At 69.5% G+C, this 13,625-nt stretch carries 15 protein-coding genes; 8 read left to right on the top strand and 7 right to left on the bottom strand.

Going from position 1 to position 13,625, the window contains the following annotated elements; genetic code table 11:
* Positions 1-10 precede the first annotated feature (10 nt).
* Together WME85_RS34780 and WME85_RS34775 are read left to right on the top strand one after the other, a co-directional pair.
* Complete coding sequence (locus WME85_RS34780; protein WP_437827413.1) at positions 11-274, top strand: hypothetical protein; 264 nt, start codon at positions 11-13, stop codon at positions 272-274.
* 132 nt (positions 275-406) lie between these two features.
* Positions 407-820: a hypothetical protein gene (locus tag WME85_RS34775; RefSeq protein WP_437827412.1), complete on the top strand. Its 414-nt coding sequence runs from the start codon at positions 407-409 to the stop codon at positions 818-820.
* On the opposite strand, the gene WME85_RS34770 is transcribed toward WME85_RS34775, so the two are convergent.
* Entirely contained in the window at positions 804-932 is a 129-nt protein-coding gene (locus WME85_RS34770) for a hypothetical protein (RefSeq protein ID WP_437827411.1), read from the bottom strand. The two genes, WME85_RS34775 and WME85_RS34770, sit on opposite strands and share 17 nt — an antisense overlap.
* Positions 933-1,100: 168 nt before the next feature.
* Positions 1,101-1,988, bottom strand: coding sequence for a formylglycine-generating enzyme family protein (locus WME85_RS34765; RefSeq protein ID WP_437827410.1), 888 nt, complete (start codon positions 1,986-1,988; stop codon positions 1,101-1,103).
* Between the two features lie 864 nt (positions 1,989-2,852).
* On the opposite strand from WME85_RS34765, the gene WME85_RS34760 reads away from it, so the two are divergent.
* The 4 genes from WME85_RS34760 (at position 2,853) to WME85_RS34745 (ending at position 5,750) form a co-directional block, all read left to right on the top strand.
* On the top strand, positions 2,853-3,356 hold the full coding sequence (locus WME85_RS34760; protein WP_437827409.1) for a hypothetical protein: 504 nt from the start codon (positions 2,853-2,855) through the stop codon (positions 3,354-3,356).
* 54 nt (positions 3,357-3,410) lie between these two features.
* Complete coding sequence (locus WME85_RS34755; RefSeq protein ID WP_437827408.1) at positions 3,411-3,701, top strand: DUF4351 domain-containing protein; 291 nt, start codon at positions 3,411-3,413, stop codon at positions 3,699-3,701.
* A gap of 820 nt (positions 3,702-4,521) precedes the next feature.
* Positions 4,522-4,959, top strand: a complete 438-nt coding sequence (locus WME85_RS34750) for a hypothetical protein (RefSeq protein WP_437827407.1) — start codon at positions 4,522-4,524, stop codon at positions 4,957-4,959.
* Positions 4,960-5,246: 287 nt separating this feature from the next.
* Positions 5,247-5,750 carry a hypothetical protein gene (locus WME85_RS34745; RefSeq protein WP_437827406.1) on the top strand — a complete coding sequence of 168 codons (504 nt, stop codon included), beginning with the start codon at positions 5,247-5,249 and terminating at the stop codon, positions 5,748-5,750.
* Positions 5,751-5,835: 85 nt separating this feature from the next.
* On the opposite strand, the gene urtE is transcribed toward WME85_RS34745, so the two are convergent.
* The 5 genes from urtE to urtA form a co-directional block, all read right to left on the bottom strand.
* Positions 5,836-6,537 (bottom strand): urea ABC transporter ATP-binding subunit UrtE, encoded by a 702-nt coding sequence (urtE, locus tag WME85_RS34740; RefSeq protein ID WP_437827405.1) that lies wholly within the window; start codon positions 6,535-6,537, stop codon positions 5,836-5,838.
* 5 nt (positions 6,538-6,542) lie between these two features.
* Entirely contained in the window at positions 6,543-7,400 is an 858-nt protein-coding gene (gene urtD / locus WME85_RS34735) for an urea ABC transporter ATP-binding protein UrtD (protein WP_437827404.1), read from the bottom strand.
* A gap of 17 nt (positions 7,401-7,417) precedes the next feature.
* The gene (gene urtC / locus WME85_RS34730; protein ID WP_437827403.1) at positions 7,418-8,584 is read right to left on the bottom strand and encodes an urea ABC transporter permease subunit UrtC; all 1,167 of its coding nucleotides are present in this window, start codon (positions 8,582-8,584) and stop codon (positions 7,418-7,420) included.
* Positions 8,585-8,597: 13 nt separating this feature from the next.
* Entirely contained in the window at positions 8,598-9,494 is an 897-nt protein-coding gene (urtB, locus tag WME85_RS34725; RefSeq protein ID WP_437660682.1) for an urea ABC transporter permease subunit UrtB, read from the bottom strand.
* A gap of 216 nt (positions 9,495-9,710) precedes the next feature.
* Complete coding sequence (urtA, locus tag WME85_RS34720) at positions 9,711-11,021, bottom strand: urea ABC transporter substrate-binding protein (protein ID WP_437827402.1); 1,311 nt, start codon at positions 11,019-11,021, stop codon at positions 9,711-9,713.
* 821 nt (positions 11,022-11,842) lie between these two features.
* On the opposite strand from urtA, the gene WME85_RS34715 reads away from it, so the two are divergent.
* Both WME85_RS34715 and WME85_RS34710 read left to right on the top strand, forming a co-directional pair.
* Positions 11,843-12,610 carry a hypothetical protein gene (locus tag WME85_RS34715; RefSeq protein WP_437827401.1) on the top strand — a complete coding sequence of 256 codons (768 nt, stop codon included), beginning with the start codon at positions 11,843-11,845 and terminating at the stop codon, positions 12,608-12,610.
* A 461-nt stretch (positions 12,611-13,071) separates the two neighbouring features.
* Positions 13,072-13,599 (top strand): hypothetical protein, encoded by a 528-nt coding sequence (locus WME85_RS34710; protein ID WP_437827400.1) that lies wholly within the window; start codon positions 13,072-13,074, stop codon positions 13,597-13,599.
* Positions 13,600-13,625: the final 26 nt, after the last annotated feature.

The following is a 13,625-nucleotide window of genomic DNA, read 5'->3' as shown; positions in this document are numbered from 1 at the left end:
GTACGCACCGGTGCTTGCGGAGGGCGCGGTGGCGGTGCGGCTGCGGGAGGAGAACCTGCGGCGCTTCCGGGCGCGGATGAGGGAAGTGCGGCTGCTTTATGAGCTCGGCGCGATCGATGCGGGCGAGGTCGCGTCGCGGGTGCGGGCCTGGCTCGCACCCGCGCGGCACGGGCACACGCGGGCGCTGTGCCGGCGCGTGCTGGACGAGCTGGCCTTCGGCGGCGGCGAGGGGCCGGAGGCGGGGAAAGGGGAGGAAGGGGGAGAGGGCGGCTGAGAAAAAAACCGGGGCCGGCCGGCACGCCTGCTCGGCCCGGGGAGCCCGCGGCGCGCGCCGCGGGCGCTCTTCGCGCCCCGGGAGGCACGGCGCCGCGAGGGTGGACTGTGGAGCATCGCGCTCGGCGCGACCGTGATCGCGCTGACTCTGGATGTCCTCGCGGGGAGGAAGGTCACTGTCTTCGCGCACCGGGTCCCGATGTTGTTGTTGCGGTTCGACGGGTCGTCGTTGTTGCGGCGGGAAGAGAGCAGGTCCGACGCATTGTTGTTCCAGCTCCCGCCCCGGATCACCCCGTTGGAGGCGTCCTTCGCGACGCCATCCGGCCCGTGCGGGCGCCCGCGCACGTCAGCGCGGGTGGGCCGAGCGGATCCAGCCGTCGAGCATCCTGCCGATCTCGTCGCTCTCGCGGGCGAAGTGAAGGCGCTGGGCCTCGGCGACGCAGCGGAGGGCGTGGGCGAGCCGCATGAGGACGCGCGCGCGGACGAGGCCGCGCGAGGCGGCGGCGAGGTCGGCGCGCTTGTCGCGACGGTTAGGAGGCCTCGATGAGGTTCTCGGTGACGCCGAGGCAGGCGTGGGGGAGGCGGTCGCCGACGGTGAAGCGGTGGTCACGTGGGAACTTGGTGACGCGTTCCGCCACCCAGGCGAGGAGCGTCTCCATGCGGACGGCGATCACCGGCGCTGCAGCCGGTCCGGGGGCGGAGCCCCCGGACCCCGGCTCCCTGTGTTCCGGCTGCTGTCGCGCGACATCGACGGGGATCCTTGCTTGATCAAGGGTTCAAGGATCAAGTTTCAAGCAAAGTGTCATGTAAGCAACAAATGTGCCAATTTACTGCGGTGTCCTCGCGCACCGGGCCCCGACGAAGTCGCCGCGGTTCGACGGGCCGTTGTTGCTGCGGCCGGAAGAGAGCAGGGCCGATGCACTGAAGCCCCAGCCCCCGCCCCGGAGCACCCGGCCAGAGGTAGCGGTTAGATTGGCACAATTACTGCATTTATTCGGATAAGCTTCGTACCAGTCCAGGACCCACTCCCACAGATTCCCGGCCAGGTCCGCCTGCCTCCACTTCCCATCTCCCCTCCTTGATCGGGAGCCAACTGGCTGGATATCGCTGAATGCGCACGACCGTGGCATGCTCGCATCCCCCATGCAGTCGTACACGGCGTACGTGCCATCGATCGTGGTCGAGCTCGCCGGAGCCGACCATGGATACTCCCGCTGATCGTCTCCACCCGCAGCCGCATAGTTCCACTCCGCCTCTGTCGCCAAACGACCACCATCCCACGCGCAGAAGGCGAACGCCACGTACCAGCTCAGGCAGTTCATCGGCAGGTTCTCATGCTCCGCCGCGTCGTCCGTCCATGTCTGGTAGCTGGAGCTGCACTTCACCTCTGCCTTCAGCTCCGCCTTACCCGCAGGAAGGCGATTTTCGTTGGTCCAGGCCGCATTCCACCCGCTTCCCTCGATCAGCGGGTGCCTCCCCGCTCCCTCTGCCGGCTTGCTCGCAGGATACGCCTCCACGAACTTCCGGAACCGCCCCACCGTCACCTCGAACCGGTCCAGCAGGAACCCGCTCACCGTCGCTGGATACCTCGTATCGTTGTCCCGGTTGAACCTTCTTCCCTCGGACTCCACCTCCGCGCTCGCGCAGCAGCTCTCATCGCCCTCAGGCTCAGGGCCGCACGTCGCCGCCAGCCCGACACAGCTCGGCGGCGTCATGCACGTCCCTTTGCTGCACACCGGCGCTTCCGCAGGGCACGGCTCCGCGTCCTGCCACGCCCCGCGCTCATCGCATCGCTGCGGGCGGTTCTCCCAGCAGCGCACGTCCTCAGGGCCGCACTCCCCAACACACTTGCCCTCCACACACGTCTGCCCGACGCATTCCGTTCCGCCTGGCGTGCACTCGGCGCTGCCTCCGGCGCCCCCGGTACCTGTCCCGCCGCCAGCAGCCCCCCCGGTAGCGGTTCCGTCAGGCTCCCCTTCCCAGAGCTCGTAGCCGTCGTCCAGCCCCACCAGCGCCGCGCACCCGCTTGCCGCCATCATCCACGCCGCCCAAAGCCCTGCCGCGCGCATCGTCTTCCCCATGCCTCCTCCTACAGCCCCGCCGCCAGCACTGTCTACCGCCGCGCGTGGCCGGGGTCACCCCCCTGCTGCGCGCGCCGGCTGCGCAAGTTCCGCTGCACGTGCTCCCAGGTCCCCGCGGCATTGCCGGCTCTCCGGGCGCCCAGCAGGTGGGTGGGCTCGACGGCGACGGCTCTGCCGCAGCCGGCGATCGCGCGGCTGCTCCCTCGGCTCAAGCGAGCGAGGGCCGACATGGATCCCGTCACGCAGCCCTGGGAGCCCGCAGGTGCGGCGAGCCGCTCGACGAGCGGCGCGCGGCCTGCGCCATTACGCACGAGCTGTCGCAATGGTGTCTCTATTTCTGCCATGAAGAGTCGATATCTCGAATGCGTTCCCCCCGGAGCGCTGATATCTCCTCCGCCGTGGAGCAACCTCGACGGGGGCGCGAAGCGGTCCTTCGCCGAGGAGACCCCGCGCGCTTCCTGGACTTCACCGCCTGCGAGCAACCTCACGATGCCATCCATGGCCCACGAGATCCTCGTGGATCTCTTCAAGAACCGCCCGTCGCTGGCCGCCGAGATCCTCGTCGAGGTGCTGGGTGTGCCGCTTCCACCGTACACCGGAGCGCGCCTGACCTCGTTCGATCTGACCCAGATCCAGCCTGCCGAGTACCGCGCCGACCTCGTCGTCGTCCTGCTCGAGGGCGATGTGCCGGTCGGGGTGCTGATCGTCGAGGTCCAACTCGGCATCGATCCGCGGAAGCGTTTCAGCTGGCCTGAGTACACGATGGGGGCGCGCGCCGCGCACCGCTACCAGGTGGGGTTGCTCGTCGTTGCGCCCGACCCCGACGTCGCCGCGTGGTGCGCAGCGCCGATCGAGACCGGCATCCCTGGCTTTATCCTGCGTCCGCCGGTGCTGGGGCGTGAGGCGATTCCCATCGTGACGGACCCCGCGGAGGCGGTCCGCCGGCCCGAGCTGGCCGTGCTGTCCGCCCTGGCGCACGGCGACAGCGAGCAGGGCGCGTAGATCGCCGCCGCGGCGCTGCCCGCGGTCCGGGGGCTCGATGAGGAGAGGGCCAGGTTGTACGGCGATCTCGTGCTAAATTCCCTGAACGAGGCGGCCCGCCGGGCGCTGGAGGCGATCATGAAGGGCTACGAGTACCAGAGCGATTTCGCCAAGAAGTACGTCGCGCAGGGACGCCAAGAAGGAGAGCGCACCATTCTGCTGCGACAGCTGCGCGCTCGTTTTGGCGAGCTACCCGAAGCCGCCGTGGTCCGCATCGAGGCGGCCGAGACCGCGAGCCTCGAGCAGTGGGCAGAGCGCGTGCTTAGCGCGAAGACCCTGGCCGACGTGCTGGACGAGGCGAGCTGAGGGTAGACGCTGGGCGAGCCGGCGCGTCGCCTTGGCCCGGCGGAGATCCTTGCTTGATGAAGGGGGTCAAGGATCAAAGTTCAAGCGAAGTACTGCGTTGAGCAATCATCATGGCAACGTGCTACGGCGTCCTCGCGCACCGGGCCCCGACGTCGCAGTTGCGGCCCGACGGGTTGTTGCCGCGGCGGGAAGAGAGTCGGTCCGACGCACTGAGGCGCCAGCTCCCGCCCCAGACCACCCGGATCGCTAAGTGATCATATTGGAACAATCATTCTGTTGAGTTAGATAGTCTGCGTACCAGCCCAGAGCCCACTTCCACATCCTCCCGGCCAGGTCCGCATGCCCCTACTTTTCATGTCCCGCCGTCGACCCGACAGGCTGGATATCGCTGAACGCACACGACCGCGGCATGACGCTATCCGCCGTACAATCATACACTGCGTGGCTCGGGTCGATGGTGGTGTCGCTGTCGGAAGCCGACAGCTCTCATTACCCGCTGGCCCGCATGGTGCCGGCAATCCAACACAGCTCGGAGGAAGCACGCACCTGCCTGCGCGGCACACCGCTTCCGCAGCACACGGCTCCGCGTTCTCCCATTGCCCGCCCGCGTTGCATCGCTGCGGACCGTTGAGCGCACGTCCTCCGGCTCGCTCTCTCGGCAGGGCGCGCAGACTCACACCATTACGCGCGAGCTGCCGTAATGGTGTCTCTATTTCTGCTGCTCAGCGTCGGTTTTTCGAATGCACTCCTCCAGGAGCGCTGATATCACCTCCGCCGCGGGCCACCCGCCATCCGGGGGCTCGATGAGGAGAGGGCCAGGTTGTACGGCGATCTCGTGCTAAATCCCCTGAACGAGGCGGCCCGCCGGGCGCTGGAGGCGATCATGAAGGGCTACGAGTACCAGAGCGATTTCGCCAAGAAGTACGTCGCGCAGGGACGCGAACTGGGTCGCCGAAAAGGAGAGCGCGCCATCCTGCTGCGGCAGCTGCGCGCTCGTTTCGGCGAGCTGCCAGAGGCCGCCGTAGCCCGAGTCGACGGGGCCGATCGGCTGCACATCCTCCGCAAGCGCGCGCTCGCAGCGGCCCGCGGCGATGCCTTCCTCTGGCGCGCAGCAGGTTGGCCGGCTCCACGGCGCCGGCTCCGCCGCGGCCAAATGTCGCGCGGCTCCGGGGCGCTCCGCCGCCGCTTCTCTCCCGGTCGCCTCGGGGCGCGTCATTACGAGCATGTCACCGGAATCGTGTCTCTGTATCTGCCATAAAAATCGTTTATTGTACGTGCATCGCCGTTTGCGAGCTAATACCAGAGCGGCATGCGAAGACTCGATGGGTCCGCGAGGCAGACGTTCGCGGCGGGGACGGCGCACGTCGAAGCCGGACCGGCCGCCCGACAGCGGTCGACCGAGTCATGGCGTGAGCGCCTACAGGCCGACGGCTATCTGCGGGTGTTGCGGCCAGAGGGCCCGGCGCACCTGCCGGCACCTTGGCCGGAGGCTCGGGACCACGAGGAACTGCTGGTCGAGCTGAAAGTCGCCGAGACCACCTCGGCGTGGTGGAGGTCAAGCGGGCCCTGCTCCGGCGGCAGGCGCGCGAGGTCGAGCGCGTCGAGGAGCGCTCGCCGCACTGGATTGGCGAGGAGCCGCTATGGTTCGTCGCTCCCGACGTGCCGCCGTGGCTGCATGGCGTGCGGGTGCTGGAGCGCTTCGCACCCGGCTGCTACCGCGTCGGACCCTCGTCGTTTCCGTTTCTGTGGATCGCCGCGAACGAGCTGCCCTTGTGCGACGAATTGGTGCCCTTTCTAACAGCGCGCTCGGGACAGGCCCTCGACGACTTCGCCCGGTGGGTCGCACCGCGGCGAGAGATGGAATGGGTGCTCAGCATGGTACAGCACATGCCGTTGTCACCGAAGGTACGTGAGGAGTTGATGCGCAAGCTCGGCCGCTCCGGCGAGCCGGAGATCGAGGCGCGCAGGCAGTACGCCGTGACCGCCGCGACCACCGACGAAGCGCTGGTATGGGCGCCACAGGCGCCCTGCGCCGCCGGCAAGCCGTGACGTGGTCCGTGGACTGGCAAGAGGAGCCGCTCGGTCCGAGTGCTCCTCCAGCTCCAGCGCGCGTCCTGTCTGGCACTCCCCTTCCTCACACCGCCAGAAACTCCCTCGCGATCTCGTCATCGAACTCCGCCACGCTCCCCCTCCGCACGATCCCCCCGTTATCCATGATGAAGTACTCGCTCGCCGTCGAGAGCGCGAAATCCAGGAACTGCTCCACGAGCAGGATCGCCATATCCCCCCTCTTCCCGAGCCCTTTGATCACCTCCCCGATCTCCTGCATGATCGACGGCTGGATCCCCTCCGTCGGCTCGTCGAGCAAGAGGAGCTTCGGCTTCCTCAGCAGCACGCGCGCCAGGGAGAGCTGCTGCTGCTGCCCGCCGCTCAGCGTCCCCGCCGCCCGCGCCTGAAACCTCTCGAGGATGGGGAACATCTCCATCATCTCTCTCAGCGCCGCCTCGCTCGGCGTCGCATCGCTCTTCGCCTCGAAGCCCATCAGCAGGTTCTCTCGCACCGTGAGGTACGGGAAGATCCCCCGCCCCTGCGGCACATAGCCGATCCCCGCGCGCGCCCTGTCGCTCGGCGACCTCGACGTGATGTCCGCCCCGTCGAGCGCCACCTTCCCGCGCCGCGGCTTCAGCACGCCCATGATCGCCTTGAGCAGCGTCGTCTTGCCGACCCCGTTGCGCCCCAGGAGGCACGACACCCGGCCGGGCGAGACGTCCAGGCTGACCTGCGACAGGATGCAGCTCTCCTCGTAATAGACCGCGAGATCCTCGACAACCAGCATGCTCTCTACCGCTCCTCCGCCGCAGCCACAGCGCCGCCTCGCGCGCGCCCCGCGTCGTGCGCCCGCCCGAGGTACACCTCGATCACCTTCGCGTCGCCCTGGACCTCCTCGACCGGCCCCTCGCACAGCCTCCTGCCGGCGTGCAGCACCGTCACGGTGCTGGCGTAGCGCCGCACGAACTCCATGTCGTGCTCCACCACCAGCACCGACCGGTGCCTCGCGATCTCCTGCACGAGCTCCCCCGTGCGGTCCCGCTCGCGCCGCGTCATCCCCGCCACCGGCTCGTCGAGCAGGAGCAGCTTCGGCTGCTGCACGAGCAGCATCCCGATCTCCAGCCACTGCCGCTCCCCGTGCGCGAGCACCGCGGCCCGCACGTCCGCGCGCCGCCGGAGCCCGATCCGGTCGAGCGTCTCCGAGATCTCCTTTTCCTGCTGCGCGGACAGCCCGCGGAGCAGCCCCGGCGCGCTCTCCCTGAACCCCATCGCCGCCTCGAGGTTCTCGAGCACCGTGAGGCTGCCGAACACCGCCGGCGTCTGGAACTTCCGCCCGACCCCGAGCCGGACCAGCGCGTGCTCCGGCAGCCGCTGCGCCTCCACGGCCTCTCGCCCGGACTCCCCACCTCCATAGAACACCACCCGTCCGCTCGACGGCCGCGTCCTGCCGGTGAGGATGTCGAGCAGCGTCGTCTTCCCCGCGCCGTTCGGCCCGATCAGGAACCTCAGCTCCCCGCGCCCGATGGAGAAGTCGAGCCCGTCGAGCACCTTGAAGCCGTCGAAGCTCACCGTCACCTGCTGGACCTCGACGATGTTGCCGCGGCTCATCACGTCGCTCCTCTGCTGATTCCCTGTGTCGTGCCCGCTCATCTCCGCTCCTCCCCAGCTCAGCGCCCTGACGTCGCCGGCGCCTCCGCGCCCGCCGCGTCGACCTCGCCCGCGCGCGCCGCCTCGGCCGCCGCGGCGTCGCCCCGCGCGCCAGCCGCGCCCGCCCCGCCCGGCGCGTCCCGGCGCGCCACCTTCGCGAGGTGGCTCCGCAGGAAGCCGGCGACGCCCGTCGGGAGCAGCATGACCGACGCCGCGAAGAGCGCGCCGAAGCCGAGCTGCCACACCTCCGGATACGACTCGCTCAGGGCGCTCTTGCCGAGGCTCACCAGGATCGCCCCGACCACCGCGCCGATCAGCGTGCCGCGCCCGCCGACCGCGACCCACGTCACCATCTCGACCGACGGCATCACCCCCATCGAGGAGGGCGAGATCAGCCCGACCTGACAGACGAACAGCGCCCCGGCGATGCCGGCCATGCCCGCCGACAGCGCGAACACCAGCGTCTTCAGCGTGACCGGGTTGTAGCCGAGGAAGCGCACCCGGTTCTCGTCGTCGCGCATCGCCACGAGCAGGCGCCCGAAGCGCGACTGCGTGAGCCGCCGGCAAAGGAGGTAGAGCGCCCCCAGGCAGAAGAGCGTCACGAAGTAGAGCACCGTCTGCGTCCCGGCCGCCCCGCGAGAGAAGCCGAAGATCGTCTTCAGGTTCGTGATCCCGTTCGTGCCGCCGGTGATCGCCTGCTGGCCGATGAAGAGGATCGACGCGATCAGCGTGAGCGCCTGGGTGATCAGCGAGAAATACACCCCCTGGACGCGGCTGCGGAACACGAGGTAGCCCACCGCGCTGGCGATCGCCATCGGCACGACCACCACGGCGCAGAGCGCCACGGCCGGCGAGCGGAACGGCTCCCAGAAGAGCGGCAGCGCCTCGAGGCCGCTCCAGCTCATGAAGTCGGGCAGGCGCCGGCCGGACGTCTCCAGCTTGAGGTACATCGCCATCGCGTAGCCGCCGAGGCCGAAGAAGAGCCCCTGCCCGAGGCTCAGCATGCCGCCGTAGCCCCAGATGAGGTCGAGCCCGAGCGCGACGATGGCGTACGTGAGGAACTTGCCGAGCAGGTTCAGGCGGAAGTCGGAGAGCACGAGCGGCGCGGCGAGCAGCGGCAGCGCCAGGGCGAGCGGCGCTCCCCAGGTCCAGACGAAGTTGCGAAGGGCAGAGTCTCGAGGGGCCATGTCCGTGTCCTCTCTATCGAGTGCGCAGCGCGAGCAGGCCAGTCGGCCGCCACTGCAGGAAGGCGATCACCAGCGCGAAGACGAGCGCCTTGCCGAGCGACGCCGTGGTCGACAGCTCGAGCAGCGTGTTCGCCACGCCGATCACGAGCGCCGCCACCGCCGTGCCGGGCAGCCGCCCGAGGCCGCCGAGGATGACCACCATGAAAGCGTCGACGATGTAGTTCGTCCCGAGCGACGGCCCGATCGAGCCGAGCTGCGTCAGCGCGCACCCCGCGACCCCCGCGAGCCCGGCGCCGAGCGCGAACGTCGCGGCGTCGACCCGGCGCGTGCGCACGCCGAGGCACGCGGCCATCTGCCGGTTCTGCATCACGGCCCTGAGCCGCCTGCCGCTCGGGGAGCGGTGCAGGTACGTGTAGACGGCGGCGATGCAGGCGACCACGAGGGCGATGAGGAAGACGCGCTTGTAGGGCAGCTGCACCCCGCCCGCGAGCGCGACGCCGCCGCTCAGCCACGACGGGCTCGACACCTGCACGTTCGACGCGCCGAACAGGCTCCGCGCCGCCTGCTGCAGCACGAGGCCGACCCCCCAGGTGGCCAGCAGCGTGTCGAGCGGCCTGCCGTAGAGGAAGCGCACGATCGAGAGCTCGAGCGCGAGCCCGAGCAAGCCGGCCACGAGGAACGAGGCCGGCAGCGCGAGCAGGAACCACACCCCGGCCTCGGTCCCGCCGACGAGCGGCGCGAGGTGGTGCCCGACGACATACGTCGTGTAGGCCCCCGCCATGATGAACTCGCCGTGAGCCATGTTGATCACGTTCATCAGCCCGAACGAGAACGCGAGGCCCATCGAGATGAGCAGGAGGATCGATCCCAGGCTCAGACCGTTGAAGGCGTGGAGGAGAACTTCGTTCATCTGGTGCACCGAACAGGCTGAAACGCCGCGCAAGAGGGGGTTGTGGCCGGAGAGGACAGCGCGAGCCGTGACGACGACCTGCGCTCTCCGTGCCTCCGTGGTCTGGTCTCCGGGCTTCTCGAGCGGACCGTCAGCGCGAGAGGAGGAAGAGAGCGACCTCCCGGCGGTGCTCCCGCCCTGACGGTCCGGCGACCGGCCTCCCTGGCCGGCGCGCCGCTACTTCGCGACCAGCTCCTTCGCCCAGGTGTACGCCGTGAGGTACGGATCCGGCTGGATCGGCTTGCCCGAGCTCCAGACCTCGTCGATGAGGCCGTCCTTGCGGACCGCTCCGATGCGCACCGTCTTCCAGGTGTGCTGGTTCTTGCCGTCGAGCCGGACCAGGCCCTCGGGCGCGGCGTACTCGATGCCCCCGGACTGGACGGCCTCCTTCACCTTCGCGACGTCCGTCGACTTCGCCTTCTCGGCGGCGAGCTTCCACAGGAAGACCCCGAAATAGCCCGCTTCGATGGGGTCGTCGGTCACGCGCGCGGCGCCGTACTTCGCCTTGTACGCGTCGACGAACTTCTTGTTCTCGGGGGTGTCGGTGGTCTGGTAGTAGTTCCACGAGACGAGGTGTCCGGCGATGTTGTCGGCGCCGATGCCGCGCACCTCCTCCTCGGCGACGCTCACCGAGAGGACCGGCACCTTGTCGGCGGTGTAGCCCGCGTCCTTGAACTGCTTGAAGAACGCGACGTTGCTGTCGCCGTTCAGCGTGTTGAAGATCGCGTCCGGCTTGGCCGCCGCGATCTTGCTGATGATCGTGCTGACCTCGGTCCCGCCGAGCGGCAGGTACTCCTCGCCGGCGAGCTCGCCGCCCTTGGCCGCGAGCTGGGCCTTGATGATCTTGTTGGCCGTGCGTGGAAAGACGTAGTCGGAGCCGAGCAGGTAGATGCGCTTCTTGCCCTTCTCGAGCAGGTAGTCGACCGCGGGGACGATCTGCTGGCTGGGCTCGGCGCCGGTGTAGAAGATGTTGGGCGACTGCTCCAGGCCCTCGTACTGGACCGGGTAGAAGAGGAGGCCGTTCAGCTCCTCGAACGAGGGCAGCATCGCCTTGCGGCTGGCGCTGGTCCAACCGCCGAACACGACCGCCACGCCGTCCTGCTGGATGAGCTTCCTGGCCTTCTCGTTGAACGTCGGCCAGTCGCTGGCGCCGTCCTCGATCACGGGCGTGAGCTGCTTGCCGAGCACGCCGCCCGCCTTGTTGATCTCCTCGATCGCGAGGAGCGTCGCGTCCTTGACCGCCACCTCGCTGATCGACATGGTGCCGCTCAGCGAGTGGAGCACGCCGACCTTGATCGTGGCGCCGTCCGCCGCGGCCGGCGCGGGCGCCCCGGGCGACGCCCCCGGCGCCGCCGTCTCCTCGCCTTCCTTGGCGCACGCGGAGAGCAGGGCCGCGCCAGCGAGGGCCGCCGCCGCGACGCAGAGCGCCCGCCGCCTCGAGGGGACCGCCGCCGGCCGCTCCTCAACGCCCAACCCAGACGTGAACATATTCAACGCATCCTCCTTGAGTGCCGGGAGCCCGTTCAATGCCCTGCATCGACGCGGCGCGGCGAACCGACTGCACAAGAGCCGTTGGGAAGCTCGGGAGTCAGCGACTGCGCTGTGAGGCTCCCGGCTGGACACCGGAGGACCGCCCTGCGCAGCAGGGACCGGCCCTCGGAGAGGGGCCAGCGACACGACGTCGTGGTGAAATGTCTTATGCACAGCGCGATGTTTCCTCGAGGTTTCGTCGAGATGAAATGTCGGCCGGCCGGGCAGGGGCTGCGCGCTTTCCGCAGACCTTTGGGATTCCCGATCACAAAGCGCGCTCCTCGCTCCGCCTCGGGCGCGACCGCGCGCGGGCGGAGCCCGGCGCGGCGCGCGCGGCCAGGCGAGAACACCGATCACGTTGAAACCCGGAGAATTTTCACAGGGAGGCGGGGAGGCGGGGAGGAAGAAAAAATGAATTTTCTCCCTCTTGCCGTCTCTTGCTCCCCGCCTCCCCGCCTCCCCGCCTCCCTGTGAAATCCCTGCTTTTTCTCGTGGTTTCAGCCCGTTTGTCGCTCTGGGCCAGGCTGTACGCGCGGCTCGACAGGCCCGGCGGAGCACCGGTGTCGCTCGTCGCGACACGGTGTGGGGAGCTCTGGCCGGCGCGCGCACGAGCGCTGAGCCCCCCGGCGCTGTCGTGAGCTATCACGAGCTAGAGCGACGAGGTGCGCTCTCCAGTGCGGAGAAAAAACTGTATCAAGAGCGGTAGATGCCGAGTACACTGGTGGATGCTGTCTGCGCCCTGTGCTCGGTCGACACGGAGGGCAGGCGGGGTGGAGCGTATGAGAAGCACAGAGCACTTGCCCGGTGAGGCGGATCGGCGATCTTCGGTCGGCGGCGCGGCGCCGACGAGCGTCGCGGCAGGGCCGCGCGACGAGAACTCGGTGGTGATCTCCCTGAGCGCGCTGCTCGCGGTGGAGGAGGCCGCCGCCGACAAGGCGGCCAGCGCGCGGGCCGCTCAAGGCGCGAAGAGCTCCGGGATGGTGGATATCCACGGGATGGCCGACGGCGACGAACAGCAGCGCAGCAGCTATCTGGATCTCTTCCCTTTCGGCTCGCCCGAGCTGCCGGCGTTCAGGCCGCCTGAGCTCACGCCGGTGCCTTCCGAGGTCCCGATCGACCTGCGCCCGCCGCGCGCGCGGCGGGCAGCGGTCGCGCGGTATGGAGCCATGGGCCTCGTCGGGGCCGCCGTCGTCGCCAGCGCGGTGTGGCTCGGCGCCCCCCGCGAGACGCTCCGCGCCGCGGCGCAGCCCGGCGTGCGGTACGCGGCGGGCGCCGCGCTGACGCGCCTGCCGAAGGTGGAGCCGAAGGCCGCGACCGCGGCGGCTCCGGTCGGGCAGGGCGACAAGCCGCGCGAGCGCGCCGCCCGCGGCGCGAAGGCGCGGCCCGCCGCGGCGTCAGGCGGGGAGAGGGCGGCGGCGAAGCGCGCCGTCGAGAGCCGCGCCCCGGCGGCCGCCGCGCCGCCGAGCCCGGGCGCCGCGCGCGCGGCGAGCGACCCCTGCAAGGGCGACCTCGACTGCGCCATGCGGCGCGCGGCCGGCGGCTCCTAGCCGGAAGGCGAAGGCTCGCCTCGTCTGGCCGATAGTCGACCAGCGGACTCTGCCGCTCGACTCCATCGTTGACTCCGGCTGTCGCTCGCGCCTGAGCTCGCCACGTTCCTCCTCGCCACCTCCCCAGAAGAGCAGGTTATCCGCGCGGCGGGGCTCGATCCCGCGCGTCGCTGCCGTGCTAGTGTCTGCTCCTGCTGCAAAAAGCTGTTGACGGTCGAATTTGCTCACGCGCGCCCACCTCACGCACAGCTTGCGTGAACGTGCGCTCTTCGCGTGTCGCGAGCGACGCGTGGGCGCAGCGGTGAGCACGCAGCAGATACCCTCACGAAAATTTCTGGTGTAGGAACAGAACCCGGCGCCCACGGCGGCGCGGAAGTGCAGAGGAAGGGCTGCCGGGCGGCGTCGCGCGACATCCCCTTCATCACGAGCAGCGCAACCTTTGTTGGTCGGAGGATGGAATTATGAAAGCTTTCGGTTTTGCGGCGATCCTGGTCAGCGTGTGTGCGATGGCGGCGTGCAAGGTCGGCGACGGCACCGGCTCCGGGGGCGCGGGCGGTGACGGCGACGGCGGCTCTGGCGCCTCGGATACGACCAGCACCACGAGCGGCACCGGCGGCGAGGGCGGTGAGGACAGCGGCACTGGCGGCGAGGGCGGGGGCGATGAGTGCTCCGGCCTGGAAGCGGAGGCGTGCACGACGTGCTGTTCGGAGGCCCACTCCAGCGAGGTGGAGGTGTTCACCGAGCTGACCTACGTGTATTGCGGCTGCTCCGCGACCTCCCGGTGCGCCGCGGAGTGCGACACCACGGATCCCACGACCGACGTCTGCGGGGACGACGGCTCGGTGAACCTGGCCGTGGACAACCCCAACTGCGAGACGTGCGTCGCCGAGGAGTCGAGTACGGGCACGTGCTACGACGACGCCTACACGGCCTGCGGAGAGGAAGCGGACTGCCAGGCGCTCACCGACTGCTCTGACAAGTGCGAGTGATCTCCCGCTCTCCGGCCTGACCGGGC

This window comes from Sorangium sp. So ce1153 (assembly GCF_051521595.1).
Lineage (GTDB): Bacteria > Myxococcota_A > Polyangia > Polyangiales > Polyangiaceae > Sorangium.
This window is presented reverse-complemented; position numbering and strand designations above follow the sequence as displayed.